The following is a 23,141-nucleotide window of genomic DNA, read 5'->3' on the forward strand; positions in this document are numbered from 1 at the left end:
GCTAAGCTCTGCGCGATAACCGTAAAGTCTGCCAAGCAGCGTTATTGGTATTATTGAGCCCTAGGCGGCTTTTTCAGTGAGAACGTTTGCTATTAGCCGGTTCTCTAACCCTTAAAAAGCTCGCATGTCTTGGCACACCACCGTTTGTCCAACCATAGAATTTAAACGTCACTCGCGCGCCTATTGCTGGCGGATTGGAGCGTTGCTTGATACTAAAGCCTGTCGCTAAACGGAACTGCACCCCTGATGGTAACGCTAACTGCAATGACTTGAGCAACAAGGGGTCCCCACCATAGCCCATATTATGGCCAACCACTCGGGCCTCGGTATCATAAAAGGGTTTGATTTTGATTAAATCGGTTTTGTTGTTAAGCCAGTAGGTTGCACGGGAGTGATGTAACATCAAGCCTTCACCACCCGCATTTAACACTTGATTGAACTTGTCAGTAACTTGCTGCCAGTTATGTAATTGTTGCTGCTTTACCACCTGAATATACGCGGATTGCATACTGAGTTGTTTTTCCATCCACTTTACTCGCCCGGTGAAATTAGTGCCATCAGCTGGGCTATCAAAAACGAGTAGCTTGGCTTGTTGCCACAACGCTACGTCACTAACGTCGCGCCGAGCCAAAGCTGATGCCACTTCAAACTTGCCGTAGCCCAACCACAACTCAGCTTCAAATGATGTTGATGGAAATGTTTTACTGATATCGATAGGGACATGAATGATATGGCCGGCTCGTGTTCTTAAGTACTGACCGTCCCAGTGTGCACGCACGCCATCATATTTTTCGCTCACCAAATACTCACTGAGCACGATGCTATCAGCAACCGTACCGGTGAACTCCCTGACTTGGGCAGCATCAAATTGTGCCGCCAGTTGCTTGGCTGCAATACTAGACGTTAGGCTTGTCAGGATAGACAAGCTAGCCCCAAGAGCCACCACTTTAGCAACAGTCATTAGTTGTCGCATATTTCGCTCCTCCTTGAGCTTAGTGCACTAGCACATAGATAGAAAATCGCTTACAGTGCAATCCACTGCTGGCTATCCGTTGCCAGTACATTGCCGTTAAGCAACTATAGCTGAAAAAGAGAGTCAGGATGAAGCCAAAAAATAATCATGGATTGAAGCGTGTCATTAGAGCAACCGGGTTTTCTGTGCAAGGATTGAAACAAGCCTGGAGCAGTGAAGCCGCTTTTCGACAAGAGGTACTGCTAGCCGCCATCATGTTGCCTATTGCCCTGCTACTCAATATTGACACCAGCGAACGAATTTTGCTTATAGGCAGCGTATTTTTGGTGCTCATTGTTGAGTTACTCAACTCCGCTATCGAAGCTGTTGTTGACCGAGTTGGTGATGAAATTCATCCATTAAGCGGCCAAGCAAAAGATGTCGCATCAGCGGCAGTTTTTCTTAGTTTAATGCTATGTGGAATAACATGGTTAATGGTGATCATTCCGCTACTAACCTCGTAAATAACGCCTATTAAGCGCTAGCAATACACCGTGATTCAGCAGAAAATTTTGCATCACTCTGTGACAACGCTGCCATTTTTATTATTTTGTATAAAATAACCTCACATTTTTTGATACAAATCATTCACATTTGGACATACTCTGTTATCATTGTTACTCGATAGATGGACCTATCTAATACTTATCAATAGCTTATATAAAAATAATAATTATTATGGAGTAACATTGGTGTTGAAGAAATGGTCTATACTCGCGTTGTGCCTGTTAGCAGCCCCCTGTGCGGCTGAGAATGAGACGACGGTTGTCGAGCCAACACTTGCCGAAAAGAAAAGTAAAACCATCATTCGAGTCGGTGGCTTTTATTCTAATTCCAATTCCAGTATGGATGTCACCGACCCACTCCTTGGTAGAGACTTTCAAATCGATTTTGAAGAAGATCTTAAACTAGAAGAGTCGCAATTCCTGCCGTTTTTTGAACTGTTTTATCATTTTAATGATCAGCACATTCTCTATATGGATTGGAAACAGCTGCATCGTAGCGCTGAAGTTACCCAACTCACTAAGCCCTTTCAAGTTGAACTCGACGGCACCTTATATGACTTCAAAGCTGGCAGTAAAATCGATACCACCCTCAATATAGATATCGCTCGCATTGGCTACGGCTACAATTTTTACCAAGGTAATAACTACAATCTCGGTTTTTCCATTGGTTTGCACGCCATGTTTATTAAAACAGGATTCGAAGGTCAAATTGGTGCTTGCCAAGTCACTACTGCAACCGCTGATTGTCCAACGGTCCCCGTACCTAAAACCGTTGACACTAAGGTCACCGCGCCGTTACCTGATATCGGCTTATACGGTGATTACGAATTTGCTGACCGTTTTCGTTTTACCGCCCATGCACAATACTTTTACGTCAAACTGGACGACCTAGAAGGGGGACTCATTGATATCCGCGCCGGTGTCGAAGCGGAAATTACCGAAAACTGGCATATGACTGCCGCATTTAACTATTATGAAGTCGATGTAGATTACGACCAAAAATTAAGAAATACCGATTTGAATGTTGCCAGCTACAACCTCTATTACAGTTTCATTGGCCCCATGTTGTCAGTCAGCTACCACTTCTAATTCGTGTTAAATCTATTAAAAAGCCATCGCTAAACGATGGCTTTTTTTGTGAGCTATTTTCAAGTCACTTAGTTGTTAGTCATAAAAATTAGTTGTTAGCCATAAAAATGGTAACAAACGGCAATAGCGGCAATGATGCCGGCAAAATCGGCAGTCAAACCACATACCAAAGCATGGCGGCCATTTCTTATTCCCACCGCACCGAAATACACTGCTAACACATAAAAGGTCGTCTCTGTGCTGCCTTGAAAAATGGCAGCTAGCCGCCCAGCAAAAGAGTCCACCCCGTAATGATCCATGGTTTCTAGCATCATTGCCCTGGCGCCAGAGCCACTAAAAGGCTTCATCATTGCCGTGGGCAATGCATCAACAAAGCGAGTATCTCCCCCCAACAACTGAACTAAACTGGCAACTACGTAAAGTAGGTAGTCTAGTGCTCCTGATGCACGTAATAAGGCAATGGCTATCAGCATGGCTAATAGATAGGGAATGAGTTTGATTGATTGTGCAAAACCTTGTTTAGCCCCTTCAATAAACTCATCGTACACCGCCACTTTTTTCAAACCCGCAACCAGAATAAAACTGAAAATTAGCGTCAGTAGTACACCATTACCTAATAGGGTCGACACTTCACCTATTGCAGTGACACTCAGGGTACCCAAGTAAAACATCAAAGCACTTAAGCTTGCTAAGATCGCAGCGCCATAACCAATCACCACCGCATTGAGCAACGAGATACGCTGATAAATAGCCACAACAGTGACGCCAGCAATGGTTGAGGCTAATGTTGCCAATAAAATAGGCAAAAAGACTTCAGCCGGGGCGGCTGCGCCCTGTTGCGCTCGGTATAAAAATACTGTCACAGGCACTAAAGTCACAGAGGAAGTATTAAGTACCAAAAATAAGATTTGGGCATTGGTGGCGACATGCTTAACAGGGTTGAGCTCCTGTAAATCCTGCATAGCCTTCAACCCAAGTGGTGTTGCGGCGTTATCCAGCCCTAACATGTTCGCCGTTAAGTTCATGGTGACACTGCCGTACGCCTTATGGCCATGAGGTACTTCAGGCATCAACTTACTTAATAACGGCTCAAACAGTTTTGCAAAAACCGCGACGACTCCGGCTTTCTCGCCAACGCGCATCAATCCCATCCATAGAGACAGCACACCAACAAGACCCAGTGCAATCTCTGCCGCTAGCTTACTGCTACTAAACAGCGCATTGACAGACTCAGACAACACTTGGCTATTACCATTGAGCAAGGAAACCGCAATGGCTAACAGCGAAGTGACAAAGAAAACTAACCAAACTCTATTTAACACCGACACTCCTTGTTAAGTGCGTTGTGGTTGATGGCATGGATATGACGATGTCTATGATATACTTTTGCCAATATTTCTTGTAGTTAGTCAATATGGTTCAACTAAATCAAAATTTTATCAATAGTATTGCCAAAGATATTCCAGCTAATTTATCGATGGACGATTTTATCGACTATTGTGGTAAACCATTACGCCCTTCGATCAGAGTCAATACACTGAAAATTAGCAGTGCCGATTTAATCGCTCACCTAGCGCCTAAAGGGTGGCAATTTGAAGCAATCCCGTGGTGCCAAGATGGCTATTGGATCACCGTTGACCCGAGCATTCAAATAGGCAATACCATAGAACACATTCAGGGGCTATTTTACATTCAAGAAGCCAGTTCGATGCTACCACCTACTGCGCTGTTTCCACACAAAGTGTCGCAGCCTTTAACCCTGTTAGATATGGCTTCAGCACCGGGCTCTAAAACGACTCAACTTGCGGCTATGATGGATAACGACGGTATACTGGTAGCAAACGAGTACTCCGCTAGCCGTGTTAAGGTATTGCATGCCAATATATTGCGCATGGGCGTTAGCAACTGCGCCCTCACCCACTTTGATGCTCGAGTATTTGGTGAATACCAATATGAAACTTTTGACCATATTCTGCTAGATGCACCTTGCAGTGGCGAAGGTACAGTCCGCAAAGACCCTGATGCACTTAAACATTGGGATGAAAGCGAGATAGATGCCATTGCCGCAACTCAAAAAGATTTGATTAAGTCGGCTTTTTTGGCCCTAAAACCCGGTGGTAGCTTGGTGTATTCAACCTGCACCCTTAATCGCAAAGAAAACCAAGCAATCATGGCACATATTCAGCAGTGCTACCCAGATGCTGTGCGCTTTGACTCGTTGGCTGAGCTTTTCACGGGTGCCGACAAAGCCTCCACTGATGAAGGCTTCTTACATGTGTGGCCGCAAATTTTCGATAGCGAAGGCTTCTTTGTCGCCAAGTTGACTAAAACCGCCAGCGTCGTGCGCGACCAGCCGCAGCCTAAAGCGCAGAAAGTGTTTCCTTTTACCCCAGCCAACCGCAAACAAACCGCCGAGCTTGAAGAGTACCTGCAGCAAACTTTCGGTATCAACTTTCAAGACAATAACTTAATGGTACGCGATGACGAGTTTTGGTTATTCCCTCGTCAGATGGAGCCTTTAATTGGCAAAATGCGCTACCAACGTATTGGTATTAAGTTGGCAGACAAGATTAAAAAAGGCTTTAAACCGCGCCACGAGGCACTTATTGCACTGACACCTAAAACACACATGCTAGCTCTTGATGAGGACCAAGCATTGCAATACCTGATGGGGCGCGATATTACTTTGGCCGAGAAAACCAAGCCCCAAGGTGAGAAGGTTGTCAGTTATTTAGGCGCCCCGTTAGGTTTAGCTAAACACTTAGGAAATAAGCTAAAAAATAGCCTGCCACGGGAACTGGTAAAAGACAAAGTGATTAAGTCGGCTTAAGCGATAGCGGACTATCTGCACACCGTACATATTTTGTTACAAATCGGCGAGCAAGCATTGGTTAATATTTGAGCGAAATCTAATTTATCATCTACACTTTGTTGCAGAGACAAACCTAATGAGGTTCTCAACAGTAGCGCACGGCTCCGAGAGGAGCCATTCCCCTAGACCCAGAACAATTGGAATAGTTTTGGGTCTTTTTTTGTCTGCTTTAAACTCACACCTATAATACCAATCAGTATAAGCCGCCACACAGGCTCGCAGCTCTTGTTAATCAAACTGACTAGCGTCCAGCCAATACCGCCGCTTCTTTGAAAAGATTAAAGAAGTTTTCTGTGGTGTTGTGAGCTAACTCATCGAACTTTTCACCACGCAGTTCTGCCACAAATTCAGCAACATCTCTTACAAAAGCAGGTTGATTCTCTTTGCCACGATGCGGCACTGGCGCAAGATAAGGTGAGTCCGTTTCAACTAATAAACGATCTTTAGGCACTTTTCGAATCACAGTTCGCAATTCACTGGCATTCTTGAAGGTCACGATTCCTGATACTGAGATATAAAAACCTAAATCTATTGCGGCTTTTGCCATTTCCCAGTTTTCAGTAAAGCAGTGCAAAACACCGCCGACCTTATCGGCATTGCCTTGCTTCAAAAAAGCGATAGTATCTTCTCTGGCATCACGGGTATGCACAATCAGCGGCTTATTGACGTCTACTGCTAACGCGATCTGTTGCTCAAAACATTGTTGTTGCAGCACTTTAGTTTCATTAGCGTAAAAATAATCCAGCCCTGTTTCACCAATGGCGACCACTTTGGGATCGGCAATATATTCATGTAACTCAGCAGTATCTAAGCCTTCTTGCACATCAAGGGGATGAACTCCAGCCGACAGAAAAATCTCATCGAACTCAGCCATTTTTTGCTGCATTTCACGAAAGCCCTTCTGGCGAACGTTAACACACAAAAAGTGACTAATATCCCGTGCTTTGGCCTGATTGATGATATCAACCAAACTAGCATGGTCAGGGGCAGATTTAAGTCTATCTAAATGGCAATGGGAGTCGATAAGCACGGGGGAGTTACTCTAATTAGCAAATACACAATAAAGACGGCAAGAATACAGAGCTACATTGTGCAGGTCAAATCCCCTGAGGCGAGCTCGCGAGACAATAAATTCTCGATATGGTGTTTGTGGGTGTCTGCATCAGACAAAATTTTGACCCCGATCCCCGCTGGTCGACCGCCAGATGCGCCAAGCGGGTTGATCCAAACAACTGCGCCTTTAAATTCCTGCTTTGTGGTGCTACCGGGCAATTGATAGGCAATGGTCAACTCTTGCCCTAAATAATGGCTCTCTGATGTAGCAATAAACAGCCCTGCAGGTTGTATAAATGGCATATATGCACGATACAACTGATGCAAGGTGTCAAAATTTACGACCAAATCGACCATATGATTAATTAGCTTCCCGTCAGTTGGTTATAGCGTGCTAAGTAGTTTTGAAATAATCCTAACGCATTGATATTGGGCATTAATGATAACTCATGGCAGGTCTTCATCACCAAGGTAGATAACTCGACGATATTTGCTGCTAATAGTGCATCAATATTTGGCGTTTTAAGCAATTTCTGTCTTAACACAAGATATAAAACTTTATGTGCATCAGAAACTTGCTTTTCATCAATACTCATTAAATTAGCACACAGGTGCCCAGACGACAAACTCTCAATCCAATCTTTGCGCAATTGCAGTAGGCTTTGATAACGCCCTTCTTGTAGGGCTTGTGCCAAATCAAGTGGGCCGCCGACAACGGGCAGGCACCAAGTGGCGTCTTGGTTTATTTGATACTGTTGCTGCAACCAAGCATTAATTTGAGCCGCATCGGGCAAGGTAATGTGTAGCCGTTGGCAACGGCTAGTGATAGTCGCCAGCAGATGCGCAGGCTGTGAGCTTTGCAGGATGAGCAGCGTGCCCTCTCCTGGCTCTTCTAAGGTTTTTAGCAGTGCATTAGCCGCAGCTTGATTCATTTTCTCACTGTAATTAATCACCGCGACACGGCGCCCGCCTTGTTGTGCAGTCGAGACGAGGTCTTGGCACAAACTACGGATCTGATCGACTTTGATTTGATTGCCATCGGGGGCAACTTGGTAAAAATCTGGGTGATTGCCAGCATTCATCAACAAGCAAGACTTGCATTGACCGCATGCACCTTGAACATTGGGTGATAAACACAGCGCTGCAGCGGCAAAAGCTTGAATAAATTCGTTGGCACCATAGCCTGGGTGCAGATCAACAACGTAGGCATGGCCTAAAGTTTGATTGACCAGCTGGCTAAAACAATGCTCACTGATGGCATCCAGCCAAGGAAAGCGATTCATCAACTACCAGCCTTGGCTCTGCAAGACAGCAATAATATCTTTGTGAACCGCAGCCATTGTTTGGCTTGCATCAACCACTTTAATGCTGTCGTCTTGATCTGCTAATGATAGATACGTACTGCGAGCACGCTCAAAAAAGCTGACATCCTGCTGCTCTATCCGATCAAGAGCGCCCCGGTCTGCCGCGCGGGTTAACCCCAGCTTAGGCTCAATATCAAGATACAAGGTTAAATCCGGTTTAAATTGGCCTAAGGTAATTTCACTCAGGGAGTTAACCACATCTAATAAACCTCGGCCGCCCCCTTGGTAAGCAAGCGATGACAAGTTGTGCCTATCGCCCAATACCCACTGCCCTTGTTCCAGCGCCGGTTGAATCACGTTGGCAATTAACTGAGCTCTTGCCGCATAAATCAGTAAGCATTCCGCTTTATCACACAGGGGATCAGTCTCATCAGCCACTTTAACCAAGTCTCGCATTTTTTCAGCCAGCGGAGTGCCACCAGGCTCGCGAGTACAAACCGGAACTGCACCAGTATGTTTTTCAATAAAGTCCTTCACTAAAGCAATAGCGCTAGATTTACCAGCACCTTCTAATCCTTCAATAACAATAAATTTGGCGTTGTTTTGGTTATTCATCGATTTCTCTGATATTTATTCACGGCGCGATTATGTTCAGCCAAGGTTCTTGAAAACACATGACTACCGTCATTTTTGGAGACAAAGTAGAAGTAGTCCACATCTGCTGGGTTAGCCGCGGCGTGCAGTGACGCCCCGCTTGGTGCGGCAATCGGTGTCGGTGTTAGCCCGTTAATTCGATAAGTATTAAAAGGCGTGTGTTCACGCAAATCTTTGCGCGTAATATTACCTTGGTAACGATCACCCATCCCATAGATCACCGTCGGGTCAGTTTGTAGACGCATCCCCTTTCGTAATCGATTAGTAAATACAGCCGATATCCAAGGGCGCTCACTGGCTTTGCCAGTCTCTTTTTCTATGATTGACGCCATGATCAACAACTCATAAGGCGTCGACAGTGGAATAGACTCATCCCGTGCTTGCCATATTTGCTCTAATTGTTGCTGCATTTTTAGATAACTTTGCTCAACAATACTCTCGAGCGTTGCGCCAGCATGATAGTGATAGGTATCTGGATAAAATTTACCTTCTGGCAACCCCGATTCATCGCCATGTTTAACTAAAACTGCATTAAACACATTGTCGATATTATCTTTGGTATGGCTACTGGATGCTAAGACCGCTTGCCACTCTTTGATGTTTTGACCTTCTATTAAAGTGATACTAAACACTTTTTCTTTACCTTGATTAAGGCGTTGTATCAATTCAATGAACGTATCACCGGGCAGAATGTCATAGTAGCCTGACCGAATATTGGCTACATCTGGCTGTAATCTGATAAGCACTTTAGCAGGCCATGTTTCAGTAATAAGCTGCCTTTTTTGCAACTCATTAAGTAACTGGTTAAACGAAGTGCCGCGTTTAAGCTCAAGGGTTTGCGGTTCGGTAATGGTAAAAGCCGTATGACTAAAACTCTGCACATTTTGATGCACATAATATAGGCCAACAAGCGCAACGGTAAGAAGCGTAAATAGCAAACCTGCTAGAGTAACGAGCGTTTTTTTCATAATGATAAATTCAGAGCACTACGTAGAGTTTGAGTAAATGGAGCATGAACAAAAACTTGCTGATTAACACTATTGATATCAACAATGCCAAATAAGCTATTGGTCATAAAGACATTATCAGCTTGCATTAACATCGCCAAATTAATATCACATATTGAAACAGACCAGCCAAGCTGGGCTAGCTCATTGAGTAACTGCTGGCGCATCACGCCAGCGACGCCGGCAAAGGCCAATCGTGGTGTATAAACTCGACCCGCTTTAACCATAAACAGATTAGCCACCGCGGTCTCTATCACCCAACCTTCACTGTCACATACGACAACATCATCGCAGTTTGCCGCTAAAGTTTGTTCACGAATTAATACCTGCTCAAGACGATTAAGGTGCTTCATCCCCGCTAAACGAGGTTGCCGTGCTAAGGCTATGTTGCTCAGCCCAAGGTTAATTCCCTGAGCTTGCCAATCAGCATAGTGCAGAGGGATTGCATGCAGCGACACCACTTCGGTGATGTTAGCAACAGCGGGGGCCTGGTATCCCCTGCCGCCAGAGCCGCGGCTCAATAGCACTTTAACGCAGCCATCGAGACCGTTTTGCAGGAAAGCTTCACGACAAATGGTTTTGAGAAAGGTACGAAATTGCTCATCAGCTTGCCAATCTATGCCAAGTCGCTGACAACTTTGTTGTAAACGCGCAAGGTGAAGCTCAAACAGGAGTGGCCCAGCTTGGGTATAGCGCATTGTTGCAAACACACCATCGCCATAGGCAAGCCCTCTGTCCGTAGCCGTGACCTTGCCATCCAATTGACGATTAACCCAAAGCACGTAAATTAGCCATCCTTATCCATTTAAGCTCAACCCTTATCTATCGCGCTATTTAGCCAGTAAGTGTTGAATTCGAGTTTTCAATATGTCGGTCGCAATGCGATTTTTACCGCCCCGAGGAACGATAATATCAGCGTACTGCTTTGAAGGTTCGATAAACTGTAAGAACATCGGTCTCACGGTTTCAGTGTACTGCTGCATCACTGACTCCATGGTGCGACCACGCTCTGCAACATCACGGCTTAAACGACGCATAAAGCAGATATCTAACGGCGTATCCATAAACACGCTAGCATCCATTAAATCGCGTAGTTCAGGGTCTGTCAGCAACAAAATGCCTTCCAAAATAATGACTTTTTTAGGTGTCATTGGCACACATTCGTCAACTCGATTATGTACTGAATAATCATATTTTGGAATATCAACCGCTTGGCCCTGTTTTAACGCACTCAAATGTTGCGCTAGTAACTCATGGTCCAACGCTTTTGGATGGTCATAGTTGGTTTGAACTCTGTCTTCCATTGATAAATGAGTTTGATCTTTATAGTAAGCATCTTCCGCTATAACACCTATTTGGTCAGTACCTAAATCACGGCACAGCTCCTCATAAATGGTTTTAGCAATCAAACTCTTACCAGATGCAGATGCACCCGCAATACCAATAATGACACATTGAGAACTCATCAAGACTTACCTTTACTCTTCATCTGAAATGGAAATAGACACAGCAGGCTGAGTCTGAACGAGTGCCAATTGTGCACCCACTTTACGTGCAATATCACGATAGATATTAGCCACATGACTGTCACTATCTGACACCACAGTTGGTGCCCCTTTATCAACATCTTCACGAATGTTTAATTGCAGGGGCAGTTCGCCCAATAAAGGTACATTATAGCGCTCAGCCATTTTAGCTCCACCTTGGCTGCCAAACGGGTGCTCTTTGTGACCACATTCACTGCATTGATGGAAGCTCATGTTTTCGACAATGCCGAGTACTGGAATATGAACCTTTTGGAACATATTGACGCCCTTCTTCGCGTCAGCGAGAGCGATATCTTGTGGCGTAGTCACCACCACCGCGCCACTTACCGGGACTTTTTGCGACAAGGTTAACTGAATATCACCCGTTCCCGGTGGCATATCAATGACTAAATAATCAAGCTCAGGCCAGCTGGTTTCATTAATGAGCTGTGCCAGTGCCCCCGCAGCCATTGGACCTCGCCATACTGCCGCTTCTTCGTCGTTTAGCATAAAGCCTATCGACTGTGCGGTGATGCCGTGCGCCGTTGCCGCTGTCATCATTTTGCCATCAGGTGATACCGGCTTAAAATCGGTTACCCCAAGCATGATCGGGATCGATGGCCCATAAATATCCGCATCAAGAATACCCACTCGCGCGCCTTCACTGGCTAACGCCAACGCAAGGTTTACTGAAGTCGTCGATTTACCTACGCCACCTTTACCCGAGGCAACGGCGATAACTTGCTTGATGTTAGGTAAAGGCTCAACACTCTCAATGGCTGAAACCGCAGCAACTTGAAAGTCGATTTCACACTCAACTTCTTCGATGGCAGCTAATGTAGCCAGTTTTTTGGTGACGGCCATGACGGTGTCGCGGTACTGACTCTGACAAGGGTACGGGTAGCACAAACCTAGTTGCAATCGAGTTCCTTCAATATCCAGCTTAGTAACTAAACCGGCACTGACAAGGCCCTGTGCTAAATATGGATCTTGGAAATCATCTAAAATGGCCAACACTGGGCCGAGAAGATCGTCACTGAGACGATAATTCTGAGACGCTGAAGACAAAACGGCTACCCCCTAAAAATAATTTGGCTAAGTGTACCAGAATTTCTGCTGAATATTCGTGTAGATTTAGCGCAATTGCATCAGCTTTTAATGAAAGTTAGCCTTTGATCGGTTAGTATCTATGCCATTAATATTGGGCACCTACTGATTTAGAGATAAGATGGCAACTTCACAACGTAAAATCCTCGTTACCAGCGCGCTTCCATATGCCAATGGCCCCATTCATCTGGGTCATATGCTGGAATACATCCAAACTGATATTTGGGCTCGTTTTCAAAAGCTACGTGGCCACGAGTGTCACTATATCTGTGCAGATGATGCACACGGCACGCCTATCATGCTTAAGGCGCAGCAATTAGGTATTGCGCCAGAAGAGATGATTGCTCAAGTACAAAAAGAGCACGAGCAAGATTTTGCTGATTTTAACATCCAGTTTGATAACTTCCACAGTACTCACAGTGATGAGAACCGTGAACTTGCCAGCGATGTGTATATCAAGCTTAGAGACAATGGGTATATCAAAACCAAAACCATTTCTCAGCTATTTGACCCTGAAAAGTCGATGTTTTTACCAGACCGTTTTGTTAAAGGCACTTGCCCTAAGTGTAAGTCTGAAGACCAATATGGCGATAACTGCGACAGCTGCGGTGCAACCTATAGCCCAACAGATTTGATAAACCCAAAATCTGCTGTGTCGGGCGCCACCCCAGTGATGAAAGACACTGAGCACTTCTTCTTCGACCTGCCCGCATTTGAAGAGATGTTAAAAGCGTGGACTACCTCTGGTTCATTGCAAACCGAAATGGCCAACAAGCTCGGCGAATGGTTTGAGCAAGGGCTACAGCAGTGGGACATCACCCGTGATGCCCCTTACTTTGGATTTGAAATCCCAGATGCGCCGGGTAAATTCTTTTACGTATGGCTCGATGCGCCAATTGGCTACATGGGTTCATTTAAAAATCTTTGTGACAAACGTGACGATTTAAACTTTGATGAATTTTGGGCCCAAGATTCAACCGCAGAAGTTTACCACTTCATCGGCAAAGATATTGTTTACTTCCACAGCCTGTTCTGGCCAGCCATGTTGGAAGGTGCCGGTTACCGTAAGCCTAACAGCGTGTATGCCCACGGTTATGTCACCGTAAACGGCGCTAAAATGTCTAAGTCTAAAGGCACCTTTATTAAGGCGCGGACTTATTTAGACAATTTAGATCCTGAATACCTGCGTTATTACTACGCCGCTAAATTGAGCAGTAAAATTGATGATCTCGATTTAAACCTAGAAGACTTTGCGCAACGGGTAAACTCAGACCTTGTTGGCAAACTGGTTAACCTTGCTTCTCGTACTGCAGGTTTCATCAGTAAACGCTTTGAAGGCAAATTAGCTGCGATTGAGGATATGAGCCTCACAAATAGTTTCTTAGCTAAACAAGATGAGATCGCCGATCTATACGAAAACCGAGAATTTGGTAAAGCGATGCGCGAAATTATGGCATTGGCAGATATTGCCAACGCTTACGTCGCAGACGCTGCACCATGGCAGTTAATCAAGCAAGAAGATCAACAAGCACAAGCGCATCAAGTGTGCAGTAATGCACTTAACTTGTTCCGCATTTTGGTAACTTACTTAAAGCCAGTGTTACCAAAGCTTGCCAGCGACGTCGAGTCTTTCTTGCAACTGACGCTAACGTGGGACAATCTAGACATGGACCTTGCAGGCCATGAGATTGCCAAATTTAAAGCCCTGATGCAGCGTGTCGATATGAAAAATATCGAAGCAATCATTGCTGCCTCAACGGAGAACTTACAAGTGGCTGAAGCACCAAAAAGTCAACTTGATGAAGACCCGATTAGCGATGAAATCAGCTTCGATGACTTTGCCAAGTTAGACTTGCGCATTGCCCGTATCGCCAAAGCAGAGCATGTACCTGAAGCCAACAAGCTGTTGAAGTTACAGCTAGACTTAGGCGGTGAAACTAAGCAAGTTTTTGCCGGTATTAAGTCAGCTTACGCCCCTGAAGATCTTGAAGGTAAACTCACTGTCATGGTCGCTAACCTGGCACCACGTAAAATGCGTTTTGGCGTATCTGAAGGCATGGTACTAGCAGCGGGCCCAGGCAAAAAAGACCTATGGATCCTTGAGCCACATGAAGGCGCGCAACCTGGTATGCGGGTTAAGTAAGCCAGCAAAATATCGTGCTAATCTTTGTAAAAAGGCCGCTAATCAGCGGCCTTTTTTAAATCAATACCTCATTAAACTGGGTTATCAATATCAACAAAATGATGAGTTAAGCCAAATTGAGTCGCTAAATGCTCACCCAATGCTTTAATCCCATAGCGTTCGGTCGCATGATGCCCTGCACTAAAATACTGAATTCCCTGCTCTACTGCACTGTGGTAGGTGCGCTCCGACATTTCTCCACTAATAAACGCATCTGCGCCAGCATTAACCGCGATATCAATATAGTCTTGTGCGCCACCTGTACACCACGCCACTCGCTTGATCTGTTCGACCTCAGCACCAAAATAAACAGGCATGCGGCCTAGGGCATGATGCAGACGTCCTGCAAATGCCTCGGGGGATTCTGGCGTCACTAACTCGCCTTGCCATACTAAACCTTGCGCAACCCCTTCTATTGATGCCGCATTAGTCATGCCCATTTTACGCCCCAGTTCGGCGTTATTGCCGATTTCTGGATGCCCATCGACGGGTAAGTGATAGCCTAATAGATTAATATTATTGTCCATTAACGCTTTAATACGTCGATACTTCATGCCGGTTAATACCTCCGGCTCGCCTTTCCAAAAGAAACCATGATGCACTAGCAATGCATCGGCATTAAGCTCAACCGCTCGCGCTATCAATGCCTGACAGGCGGTAACACCGGTCACAATAGTGGTTATGTCATTGCTGCCTTCAACTTGTAAGCCGTTTGGCGCATAGTCCTTGTATAACCCTACCTGTAAATACTCATTGAGGTATGCGGTTAATTCTGTACGTTTCATTTACTTTCCTCAGCTAACAATACTTGCTTTAACCCTTTAATTGCTCGCGACCAGCACTGATGTTGGACCGGACACAGACCAATTGGCTAGCGAACTCACTGCCAGTATATAACAGTGTATTGAATAATTAACCTAGCACGAGCAATAAAGCGCCGCGGGTGAATCACTTAGAATAACAGCGCTTTGCACAGAGTAAAAATCCTGCAAGTAGTGGGTCTCATAAATGCAAATTTCAGCGTCTCATGTCACTGAAATGCATTGAATGTTAGTGAAAATTGGACATTTTAGTGCTTTGCGCTATAAAATTAGGCCAAACCTTCAAGTAAACATTATAAATAAACAGGTTATTACTATGTCAAAACTGACCAAAGAAGAAGTGATCAGCGCACTGGAGTCAGCCCTTTCTAAGCAAGAAGGAAAGGCTGTTGCGATTGAGCAAAAAGGTAGCTGGTACAAAATCGATGGCGGTAAGTCGCTACGTTTTAGCGAACTTGAAACTATGCTTGCAGAAATGGGTGGTGAAGCACCAGCGGCTAAAGCTGAACCAGCTAAAGCACCTGCAGCCAAAAAGAGCGCTGCAAAACAACCAGCAGCCAAAAAGCCAGCGGCAAAAAAAGCTGCAGCTAACAAATCTGGTGGCAAAACACCTAAAGAGCTATGGCGTGAAAAGTTGGCAGGTAAAGGCCAATTGCCACGTGGCTTTTAATCATTAGCAACAGAAAATATTAAGGAGCCAGATGGCTCCTTTTTTTTGCCAAATAACCCTCCAAATAGCTAACAGCGTTCAAATATCAGAATAAACTGTCACTTTTATTTGCTTTCCCCCTGCAATCAAAAATCGCGGTAGCAAAGCACCAGAGCGGCATTACCGATAGTGAAACCAAGCTCACAGTTTGCCAACAACGCCGCCAATATGTGATTGGTATTATTTGTATCCGGGCCGCATACTATTATCATCCGCACTCAAGTTGGCTAACTGTCGGCTCACTATCGTGCAACTGAATCAACGTAAGGTAATACGCGCAATGAAAGGCATCATCTCTATTCAATCTCATGTGGTATTTGGTCACGCAGGCAACAGCTCGGCAATATTTCCGCTGCAGCGCATGGGAATAGAAGTGTGGCCGATACACACGGTGCAATTCTCTAACCACACTCAATACGCTCAAGGATGGACTGGGCGAGCTTTTGCTGCCAGCGATATCGATGATCTCGTCAATGGCCTGATCAATATCGACCAACTGCGCCACTGCCAGGCGGTGATAAGCGGCTACCAAGGCAGTGCTGAACAATGCCAGGCCATTATCAACACCGTTACCAAGACTAAGCAACACAACAGTGATGCCATCTATGTGTGCGACCCAGTTATGGGCGATCCACAAAAAGGGTGTATTTTAGCTGATGGGATAACAGATGCGCTGATAAAGCATGTGATGCCCATCGCCGATGTGATTGTACCGAATCAATTTGAGCTGGCTCAATTTACTAAAATGGCCATTAATAACTTAGAAGATGCTCGAAAAGCGTGTGATAAAGCCTTGTCTTTGGGCCCTAAAGTCGTGCTGGTGAAGCACTTACACAGTGTATCAGATACACATTTTACAATGATGCTAGCCACGCAGGAGGGACACTACCTCATCCAACGCCCTCAGCTTACCTTTGACAAACAACCCGTTGGAGTGGGAGATCTCATTACCGCCCTTTTCACTGCGGCGTTAATTCAAGGCCAAGATACCGTTGCGGCATTTGAACACGCAACCAACGCCAGCTATGGAGTATTAACTGAGACGCAAAAACGACAACAATGGGAATTACAAACCATCGCCGCACAGCAACAATTGGTATCGCCAACGGCAAACTATCGCGCTGAACGTTTGTAACCTGTTGTGCTGTGCCTTAGCTGACTAAATCACTAGCAAGTAGCAAGTAGCAAGACAACTTTGTGGCTTACATCGCCATATCAACCCGTACGCCGCTGGCTAGATACACCACTCTGACCTCATCTCCGGCATTAAATATCATGCCGGGGTCTTTGTCTTGGATCACCATCACTCGCTCATCATCTTCATAGCGGATCATCAACTCTACCAATTGTATTTGTTGGTAATAGCTTTGACCTGAGCGATGGCCTATTCCGCCACCCAATATGGCACCTAACACGGTCGCCACATCTTGGCCGCTACCGCCACCAAACTGATGACCAATAACGCCACCAATTAATGCGCCACCAAAGGTGCGCCAGCCCTGATTACGGTCTTCAACCAGCTGGCTTTCGGTAATATTGCGTACCGACTCAACTGTGCCATATTCGACTTTTTGCACTGGCTGTGCAGTATTACGATCATAATTGGCCGATACGTTAAAGATACAGCCAAAAATTAACCAAACATAAGCAAGTGCATGTACTTGAGGTTTCAACATCGCTATTTTTCCGCTAACTTATTAGTAGGCCCTACAAGGAATTTTACTCAAAAGTGAACTCTCTGTCTTATTTAAATAATGACCTCGCCCCCTTCCCCTCACCTGAGCAAGCCCTCAGGGATCCAAATGGGTTGCTGGCCATTGGCGGAGATTTACACCCAGACAGGCTGTTAAGCGCCTATTACAATGGAATATTTCCTTGGTTTAATGCCGATGACCCTATCTTGTGGTGGTCACCGGATCCACGTGCCGTATTTGTGCCTGGCAGTTTGCACATCAGCAAGAGTTTACGCAAATTTGTCCGTAAACAAGCTTGGCGCTTTACCATTAACCATGCCTTTGATGATGTCGTCAAAGGGTGCGCAGCGCCAAGGCCTGATCAAGATGGCACTTGGATAACGGCCGACATTGCCACTGCCTACGGTCTATTACACCAACAACGCCAAGCCCATTCACTAGAGGTGTGGCATGAAAAAGAGTTGATTGGTGGCTTATATGGAATAGCCATTGGCCAAGTGTTTTGTGGTGAATCTATGTTTCATCGACAAACCAATGCCTCAAAAGCCGCCATGATGATGTTGCATCAATATTTATTGGCCAATCAATTTAAACTGATTGATGCACAAGTTGTGAACCCGCATTTAGAGTCTTTGGGGGCGAAAGCATTAAAACGCAGTGATTTCATTTCTCTATTAAAACGTTTTCGTGATAATCGCGTCGCCGATGATGTCTGGCATCCCAAGGAGATATTCCTTGACCTCTAAGTCACAAACCATACAACTTGGTATGACTGGTACTTTCGCCTGTAGTTATCTGCCTAGCAAGCAAGAACAACTGCTAGTACTACAAGAAGATCATCTGAACGATAATTTGTTTGAGCATCTACTGGCGCTCGGCTTTAGGCGCAGTGGCGGCACGATATATAAACCACAATGCCCTCAATGCAATGCCTGCTTGCCGATTCGTATTCCTGTTGAGCAGTTTGTGCCTTCTCGGCGTCAAAAACGTACCATGCGCAATAATCGCGACCTAAGCTGGCGTATAGCCGATGCCCACACACCTGCGCAATACGCTTTGTATGAGCGCTATGTAAACGAGCGCCACAAAGACGGACCAATGTACCCAGCTACACCGGAACAATACCAACAATTTGTGAAAGCGAAATGGACCTCGCCAATCCTGATAGAAATATTGCATGAAGATGAACTGATTGGCGTCGCTGTCACCGATGTACTGCCTAACTCGCTGTCGGCAATCTATAGTTTTTTTGCCCCTGAGCAACATAAACGATCATTAGGCAATATGATGATTTTGATTCAGTTACAACTGGCGAAACTGATGCGCAAATCGTTTATCTATTTAGGTTACCAGATCGATGAATCTCGCAAAATGAACTACAAACGCAATTTTCACCCCTACCAGGTTTTAACCCAACAGGGATGGTTGCAAAGTGAAATAGACAAGTAATACCAATCAGTATAAGAATTTGATCTACTCAGCGCGCTTTTGGCAAACTAATTCAAGGCCGGCTAATTCAAAGTGAGTACTGAAACAATGGTTGCTCCCTTGTGAGGTTATTCAATGCAGAAGTAGGCAGCCTAAAACGCGCCAGAATGGCGAGTTTTAGCGATTCTGATGCTGTGTTAACGAGCTTAACCGTAGAATAACTATGCTCTTCACTCGTTGCAAACCACATGGATGTGGTGAATGTCATTAATGCAGGAGCATTTAATGACCTTGCCTCAGAACCGCTAAACTCTCGCTGAGTGACTAAATGTTTATACTGATTGGTATAATCATCGCTTAAACGCTAAGTTTTAGCTGCGAAACTTAACCTGAGCTTTACAGCGGCTTGATTTTGCGGCATGATACGCCCGTTTTTAATATTTGAAGGCTAACAGGATAACTGATTAATGGCGAAAGAAGACAACATTGAGATGCAAGGCACTATTCTTGAAACCTTGCCAAATACAATGTTTCGAGTTGAGCTTGAGAATGGACACGTAGTAATTGCCCATATCTCTGGTAAAATGCGTAAAAACTACATCCGTATTCTAACGGGTGATAAGGTCACAGTTCAGCTGACCCCTTATGATCTGAGCAAAGGGCGCATCGTCTTCCGTTCACGCTAAGTTAGCTAACGACGTATTATTAAAAACCAGCTGTTCGCTGGTTTTTTTATGCCTGATCTCAACAAAAAATAAAAAACCGCTTACTAGAAGCGGTTTTTTCATAGCTAAGGTATACCAATCAGTATAAGAATTTGATCTACTCAGCGCGCTTTTGGCAAACTAATTCAAGGCGAATAACTGAAACAATGGTTGCTCCCTTGTGAGGTTATTCAACGCAGAAGTAGGTAGCCAAAAACGCGCCAGAATGGCGAGTTTTAGCGATTCTGATGCTGTGTTAACGAGCTTAACCATAGAATAACTATGCTCTTCACTCGTTGCCTTGCCTCAGAACCACTAAACTCTCGCTGAGTGACTAAATGTTTATACTGATTGGTATTAAATCAGTTTTTAGCTGGTGACCTTTTCCTGGCTGTGAGTTTCAATCACAATCTCATCGCCGTTAGCATCGACATGGGCTACGCCACCTTTTTCAAGGTTGCCGAACAAAATCTCATCGGCTAATGGGCGCTTAATCAGCTCAGTCACGACTCTCGCCATTGGGCGTGCCCCCATGGCCTTGTCATAGCCTTTCTCAGCTAATAACGTCCGTGCTTCATCACTAACCTCTAAAGTTACTGATTTATCGTCCAGCTGCGCCTGAAGCTCTACTAAGAACTTATCAACTACTTTAGCAATGACTGTCATATCAAGATGATTAAACCAAATGATCTCGTCGAGTCTATTTCTGAACTCTGGAGAGAACACCTTGTTGATCTCAGACAGAGCATCTTGACTGTGATCTTGCTGTTTAAAGCCAATTGATTTACGCACGGTTTCTTGCACACCGGCGTTAGTGGTCATCACTAACGTCACGTTTCTAAAATCAGCTTTGCGGCCATTATTGTCAGTCAAGGTACCGTGATCCATCACCTGCAATAGCAAGTTGTACACATCAGGGTGGGCTTTCTCAATTTCATCAAGCAATACCACACAATGTGGATGCTTAATTACGGCGTCAGTTAACAAGCCACCTTGATCGTATCCCACATAACCTGGCGGTGCACCAATCAGCCTTGAAACAGTATGGCTTTCCATATACTCCGACATGTCAAAGCGCACTAAATTAAGCCCTAGGCATGATGACAATTGATTAGTCACCTCGGTTTTACCCACACCTGTCGGTCCAGCGAACAAAAAGCTACCTACGGGTTTTTTATCGACCCCTAAGCCACTTCTTGATAACCGAATAGCGGAGCTTAGCGCTTCAATCGCCTGATCTTGACCAAATACCACCATCTTCAGATTGCGCTCAAGATTCTTAAGCATATCTTTGTCGGTAGCCGACACTGACTTCTCAGGAATTCGCGCTATTTTGGCAATAATGGCTTCAATTTCTAGCTGGCCAATGGTTTTCTTGCGGCGGCTTTGCGGTTGCATCGCCATACGCGCCCCAGCTTCATCTATCACATCAATAGCTTTGTCAGGCAGGTGACGGTCGTTAATATGCTTATCGGACAGTCTCGCTGCAGTGCTTAACGCCGCTTGTGTATATCGCACGCTATGGTGCTCTTCGTATTTAGACTTCAGCCCTTGCAGGATCTTAGTGGTTTCTGCAACCGAAGGTTCATTGATGTCTATTTTTTGGAACCGGCGTGCTAAGGCGCGGTCTTTTTCAAAAATACTTTGGTATTCTTGGAAAGTCGTCGAGCCCATGCAGCGTAAGTTACCACTAGATAGTAGCGGCTTTAATAGGTTAGATGCATCCATCACCCCGCCTGATGCGGCACCAGCGCCAATGATGGTATGAATTTCATCAATAAATAAAATGGCATGCTCATCATTTTTAAGCTCTTTAAGTAACGCCTTAAAACGTTTCTCAAAATCACCACGATATTTAGTGCCAGCTAGCAGTGCGCCTAAATCCAATGAGTATACAGTCGCCTCTAGCATCACTTCTGGTACTTCTTCATTGACAATGCGGTACGCTAGCCCTTCAGCTATAGCGGTTTTACCAACACCAGCCTCCCCCACCAGTAAAGGGTTATTCTTACGGCGACGACATAGAATTTGAATCGAACGCTCAATTTCATCAGCTCGGCCGATCAAAGGGTCAATATTACCGGCCTTAGCTTCTTCATTAAGGTTGGCGGTAAATTGGGATAACTTGCTCTTTTCCTCTTGCGCCTCGCTTTGGTCCTCTATTTGCTCTTGCTCTGATGGCGAATCGATTTCATCTTTGCCCACCCCGTGGGAGATATAATTCACCACGTCTAATCGTGTGATTTCACCATTGCGCAATAAATAGACCGCTTGTGATTCTTGCTCGCTAAAAATGGCAACCAGCACGTTCGCGCCAGTCACTTCGTTGCGCCCAGACGATTGCACATGAAAAACGGCGCGCTGTAGTACTCGTTGAAACCCCAGCGTCGGCTGAGTTTCGCGGTCATCTTCTGGATCGGAAATAATTGGGGTTGTTTGTTGAATAAAACTGGAGACTTCTTCGCGCAACTTATCTAAATTGGCGCCGCAAGCTACCAAGGCTTCTTGCGCAGCTGGGTTATCGATTAACGCCAACAATAGATGCTCTACTGTCATATATTCATGACGCGCGTCTCTGGCTTGTTGAAATGCCAGATTCAAGGTGACCTCAAGATCTTTGTTTAGCATAAGCACCCCCTAAATGAACTACAAAACTCACAAATTTAGGCTTTCTCTAATGAACACAGTAACGGATGTTGGTTTTGTCTGGCAAATTGATTTACCTGCGCAACTTTAGTTTCTGCGATTCCAAAAGGAAAAACACCGCAAATCCCTTTGCCTTGATGATGAATGGCAAGCATGATGTTGGTCGCTTCTTGCTCATTCTTCTTGAAAAACATTTGTAAAACCTCAATGACAAAATCCATCGGGGTGTAATCGTCATTATTCAAAATGACTTTGTACATGGAAGGCGGAGTGACTTCTGCTTCAACTCGTTCTTCAACATGTTCAATATTTCCTGCTTTACCCATTGTTAAATATTAGCCTCTAGTTTTGGCTTATTCCAACTGTTAGCCATTACAACTAACAATTACCCTTTATGTCTACATCTAAAAGTGCAATTGATACAACTTTTTTGTTTAATTGTTGCTTTTTTGTTAACTAAGTCTTGACTTATTCTTGTACTGCTTTCATTCTGTTCAATAGACGGTGAATATTTCCCGTCATTATAAGTTTTACTATCTTACTGGTAAGTAAACAACAGAAGGAAGTGGAAGTATGGCAAACGGAACTGTTAAATGGTTCAACAACGCCAAAGGTTTTGGGTTTATCTGCCCTGATGCTGGTGGTGAGGATGTTTTTGCACACTATTCTACCATTGAAATGGAAGGCTATCGAACTCTAAAAGCAGGCCAACCGGTTCAATTTGAAGTAGAACAAGGTCCAAAAGGGATGCACGCTTCAGCAATATCGCCCACAAAATAGTCGGCGCGATCATAAAAAGGCAGGGACATTACCCTGCCTTTTTTATG

General features: G+C 44.9%; 24 protein-coding genes. 10 read left to right on the forward strand and 14 right to left on the reverse strand.

The window, feature by feature from the left end; all coding sequences use genetic code 11:
• Positions 1-73: 73 nt before the first annotated feature.
• Positions 74-973: a DNA ligase gene (locus FLM48_RS12345; RefSeq protein WP_179024845.1), complete on the reverse strand. Its 900-nt coding sequence runs from the start codon at positions 971-973 to the stop codon at positions 74-76.
• Between the two features lie 128 nt (positions 974-1,101).
• On the opposite strand from FLM48_RS12345, the gene FLM48_RS12350 reads away from it, so the two are divergent.
• Together FLM48_RS12350 and FLM48_RS12355 are read left to right on the forward strand one after the other, a co-directional pair.
• Positions 1,102-1,476 carry a diacylglycerol kinase gene (locus FLM48_RS12350; protein ID WP_028774109.1) on the forward strand — a complete coding sequence of 125 codons (375 nt, stop codon included), beginning with the start codon at positions 1,102-1,104 and terminating at the stop codon, positions 1,474-1,476.
• 228 nt (positions 1,477-1,704) lie between these two features.
• Positions 1,705-2,607: a DUF481 domain-containing protein gene (locus FLM48_RS12355; protein WP_256870921.1), complete on the forward strand. Its 903-nt coding sequence runs from the start codon at positions 1,705-1,707 to the stop codon at positions 2,605-2,607.
• A gap of 95 nt (positions 2,608-2,702) precedes the next feature.
• Here FLM48_RS12355 and FLM48_RS12360 read toward each other — a convergent pair whose 3' ends face one another.
• On the reverse strand, positions 2,703-3,929 hold the full coding sequence (locus FLM48_RS12360; protein WP_179024846.1) for a nucleoside recognition domain-containing protein: 1,227 nt from the start codon (positions 3,927-3,929) through the stop codon (positions 2,703-2,705).
• Between the two features lie 92 nt (positions 3,930-4,021).
• Between FLM48_RS12360 and rsmF the strand changes: the two genes are divergently transcribed.
• Positions 4,022-5,437 carry a 16S rRNA (cytosine(1407)-C(5))-methyltransferase RsmF gene (rsmF, locus tag FLM48_RS12365; RefSeq protein WP_179024847.1) on the forward strand — a complete coding sequence of 472 codons (1,416 nt, stop codon included), beginning with the start codon at positions 4,022-4,024 and terminating at the stop codon, positions 5,435-5,437.
• A gap of 283 nt (positions 5,438-5,720) precedes the next feature.
• Here rsmF and FLM48_RS12370 read toward each other — a convergent pair whose 3' ends face one another.
• Genes FLM48_RS12370 through apbC form a run of 8 tightly spaced genes read right to left on the reverse strand, consistent with a single transcriptional unit; the run spans position 5,721 to position 12,091 of the window.
• Positions 5,721-6,509 (reverse strand): TatD family hydrolase, encoded by a 789-nt coding sequence (locus FLM48_RS12370; protein ID WP_179024848.1) that lies wholly within the window; start codon positions 6,507-6,509, stop codon positions 5,721-5,723.
• 53 nt (positions 6,510-6,562) lie between these two features.
• Entirely contained in the window at positions 6,563-6,889 is a 327-nt protein-coding gene (locus FLM48_RS12375) for a PilZ domain-containing protein (RefSeq protein WP_028774104.1), read from the reverse strand.
• An 8-nt stretch (positions 6,890-6,897) separates the two neighbouring features.
• Complete coding sequence (holB, locus tag FLM48_RS12380) at positions 6,898-7,815, reverse strand: DNA polymerase III subunit delta' (RefSeq protein ID WP_179024849.1); 918 nt, start codon at positions 7,813-7,815, stop codon at positions 6,898-6,900.
• Positions 7,816-7,818: 3 nt separating this feature from the next.
• Positions 7,819-8,451, reverse strand: coding sequence for a dTMP kinase (tmk, locus tag FLM48_RS12385; protein ID WP_179024850.1), 633 nt, complete (start codon positions 8,449-8,451; stop codon positions 7,819-7,821).
• Positions 8,448-9,458: an endolytic transglycosylase MltG gene (gene mltG / locus FLM48_RS12390; protein WP_179024851.1), complete on the reverse strand. Its 1,011-nt coding sequence runs from the start codon at positions 9,456-9,458 to the stop codon at positions 8,448-8,450. Before mltG ends, tmk begins: the two co-directional genes overlap by 4 nt.
• Complete coding sequence (pabC, locus tag FLM48_RS12395) at positions 9,455-10,279, reverse strand: aminodeoxychorismate lyase (protein WP_256870922.1); 825 nt, start codon at positions 10,277-10,279, stop codon at positions 9,455-9,457. Before pabC ends, mltG begins: the two co-directional genes overlap by 4 nt.
• A gap of 48 nt (positions 10,280-10,327) precedes the next feature.
• Complete coding sequence (gene udk / locus FLM48_RS12400) at positions 10,328-10,966, reverse strand: uridine kinase (RefSeq protein ID WP_028774099.1); 639 nt, start codon at positions 10,964-10,966, stop codon at positions 10,328-10,330.
• 9 nt (positions 10,967-10,975) lie between these two features.
• Positions 10,976-12,091 (reverse strand): iron-sulfur cluster carrier protein ApbC, encoded by a 1,116-nt coding sequence (gene apbC / locus FLM48_RS12405; RefSeq protein ID WP_028774098.1) that lies wholly within the window; start codon positions 12,089-12,091, stop codon positions 10,976-10,978.
• 160 nt (positions 12,092-12,251) lie between these two features.
• Between apbC and metG the strand changes: the two genes are divergently transcribed.
• The gene (gene metG / locus FLM48_RS12410) at positions 12,252-14,273 is read left to right on the forward strand and encodes a methionine--tRNA ligase (protein WP_028774097.1); all 2,022 of its coding nucleotides are present in this window, start codon (positions 12,252-12,254) and stop codon (positions 14,271-14,273) included.
• Between the two features lie 71 nt (positions 14,274-14,344).
• Here metG and FLM48_RS12415 read toward each other — a convergent pair whose 3' ends face one another.
• Entirely contained in the window at positions 14,345-15,097 is a 753-nt protein-coding gene (locus FLM48_RS12415) for a Nif3-like dinuclear metal center hexameric protein (RefSeq protein WP_179024852.1), read from the reverse strand.
• A 352-nt stretch (positions 15,098-15,449) separates the two neighbouring features.
• On the opposite strand from FLM48_RS12415, the gene FLM48_RS12420 reads away from it, so the two are divergent.
• Together FLM48_RS12420 and pdxY are read left to right on the forward strand one after the other, a co-directional pair.
• On the forward strand, positions 15,450-15,803 hold the full coding sequence (locus FLM48_RS12420) for a hypothetical protein (RefSeq protein WP_179024853.1): 354 nt from the start codon (positions 15,450-15,452) through the stop codon (positions 15,801-15,803).
• A 286-nt stretch (positions 15,804-16,089) separates the two neighbouring features.
• Positions 16,090-16,977 (forward strand): pyridoxal kinase PdxY, encoded by an 888-nt coding sequence (pdxY, locus tag FLM48_RS12425; RefSeq protein WP_256870923.1) that lies wholly within the window; start codon positions 16,090-16,092, stop codon positions 16,975-16,977.
• A gap of 67 nt (positions 16,978-17,044) precedes the next feature.
• On the opposite strand, the gene FLM48_RS12430 is transcribed toward pdxY, so the two are convergent.
• Positions 17,045-17,518 (reverse strand): glycine zipper 2TM domain-containing protein, encoded by a 474-nt coding sequence (locus tag FLM48_RS12430; RefSeq protein ID WP_028772362.1) that lies wholly within the window; start codon positions 17,516-17,518, stop codon positions 17,045-17,047.
• A 53-nt stretch (positions 17,519-17,571) separates the two neighbouring features.
• On the opposite strand from FLM48_RS12430, the gene aat reads away from it, so the two are divergent.
• The 3 genes from aat to infA all read left to right on the forward strand — a co-directional run bounded on the left by aat (position 17,572) and on the right by infA (position 19,650).
• Positions 17,572-18,282, forward strand: coding sequence for a leucyl/phenylalanyl-tRNA--protein transferase (gene aat, locus FLM48_RS12435; RefSeq protein WP_028772363.1), 711 nt, complete (start codon positions 17,572-17,574; stop codon positions 18,280-18,282).
• Positions 18,272-18,985, forward strand: a complete 714-nt coding sequence (locus tag FLM48_RS12440; RefSeq protein WP_028772364.1) for an arginyltransferase — start codon at positions 18,272-18,274, stop codon at positions 18,983-18,985. Before aat ends, FLM48_RS12440 begins: the two co-directional genes overlap by 11 nt.
• A 446-nt stretch (positions 18,986-19,431) precedes the next feature.
• The gene (gene infA / locus FLM48_RS12445; protein WP_011865366.1) at positions 19,432-19,650 is read left to right on the forward strand and encodes a translation initiation factor IF-1; all 219 of its coding nucleotides are present in this window, start codon (positions 19,432-19,434) and stop codon (positions 19,648-19,650) included.
• A 387-nt stretch (positions 19,651-20,037) separates the two neighbouring features.
• On the opposite strand, the gene clpA is transcribed toward infA, so the two are convergent.
• On the reverse strand, positions 20,038-22,296 hold the full coding sequence (clpA, locus tag FLM48_RS12450; protein ID WP_179024854.1) for an ATP-dependent Clp protease ATP-binding subunit ClpA: 2,259 nt from the start codon (positions 22,294-22,296) through the stop codon (positions 20,038-20,040).
• Positions 22,297-22,331: 35 nt separating this feature from the next.
• A complete protein-coding gene (clpS, locus tag FLM48_RS12455; protein WP_028772366.1) occupies positions 22,332-22,640 on the reverse strand; it encodes an ATP-dependent Clp protease adapter ClpS in 309 nt (102 codons plus the stop codon).
• 247 nt (positions 22,641-22,887) lie between these two features.
• Here clpS and cspD point away from each other — a divergent pair, with 247 nt between their 5' ends.
• The gene (gene cspD / locus FLM48_RS12460; protein ID WP_028772367.1) at positions 22,888-23,094 is read left to right on the forward strand and encodes a cold shock domain-containing protein CspD; all 207 of its coding nucleotides are present in this window, start codon (positions 22,888-22,890) and stop codon (positions 23,092-23,094) included.
• The last annotated feature ends 47 nt before the right edge of the window (positions 23,095-23,141 follow it).

The organism is Shewanella sp. Scap07 (genome assembly GCF_013394145.1).
GTDB lineage: Bacteria > Pseudomonadota > Gammaproteobacteria > Enterobacterales > Shewanellaceae > Shewanella > Shewanella waksmanii.

Bases quoted from the DNA above. Each gene is read 5' to 3' on its own strand.
- FLM48_RS12345 (WP_179024845.1), bottom strand. From the start codon at position 973: ATGCGACAACTAATGACTGTTGCTAAAGTGGTGGCTCTTGGGGCTAGC.
- FLM48_RS12350 (WP_028774109.1), top strand. From the start codon at position 1,102: ATGAAGCCAAAAAATAATCATGGATTGAAGCGTGTCATTAGAGCAACC.
- rsmF (WP_179024847.1), top strand. From the start codon at position 4,022: ATGGTTCAACTAAATCAAAATTTTATCAATAGTATTGCCAAAGATATT.
- FLM48_RS12375 (WP_028774104.1), bottom strand. From the start codon at position 6,889: ATGGTCGATTTGGTCGTAAATTTTGACACCTTGCATCAGTTGTATCGT.
- holB (WP_179024849.1), bottom strand. From the start codon at position 7,815: ATGAATCGCTTTCCTTGGCTGGATGCCATCAGTGAGCATTGTTTTAGC.
- tmk (WP_179024850.1), bottom strand. From the start codon at position 8,451: ATGAATAACCAAAACAACGCCAAATTTATTGTTATTGAAGGATTAGAA.
- mltG (WP_179024851.1), bottom strand. From the start codon at position 9,458: ATGAAAAAAACGCTCGTTACTCTAGCAGGTTTGCTATTTACGCTTCTT.
- metG (WP_028774097.1), top strand. From the start codon at position 12,252: ATGGCAACTTCACAACGTAAAATCCTCGTTACCAGCGCGCTTCCATAT.
- FLM48_RS12415 (WP_179024852.1), bottom strand. From the start codon at position 15,097: ATGAAACGTACAGAATTAACCGCATACCTCAATGAGTATTTACAGGTA.
- FLM48_RS12420 (WP_179024853.1), top strand. From the start codon at position 15,450: ATGTCAAAACTGACCAAAGAAGAAGTGATCAGCGCACTGGAGTCAGCC.
- FLM48_RS12430 (WP_028772362.1), bottom strand. From the start codon at position 17,518: ATGTTGAAACCTCAAGTACATGCACTTGCTTATGTTTGGTTAATTTTT.
- infA (WP_011865366.1), top strand. From the start codon at position 19,432: ATGGCGAAAGAAGACAACATTGAGATGCAAGGCACTATTCTTGAAACC.
- clpA (WP_179024854.1), bottom strand. From the start codon at position 22,296: ATGCTAAACAAAGATCTTGAGGTCACCTTGAATCTGGCATTTCAACAA.
- clpS (WP_028772366.1), bottom strand. From the start codon at position 22,640: ATGGGTAAAGCAGGAAATATTGAACATGTTGAAGAACGAGTTGAAGCA.
- cspD (WP_028772367.1), top strand. From the start codon at position 22,888: ATGGCAAACGGAACTGTTAAATGGTTCAACAACGCCAAAGGTTTTGGG.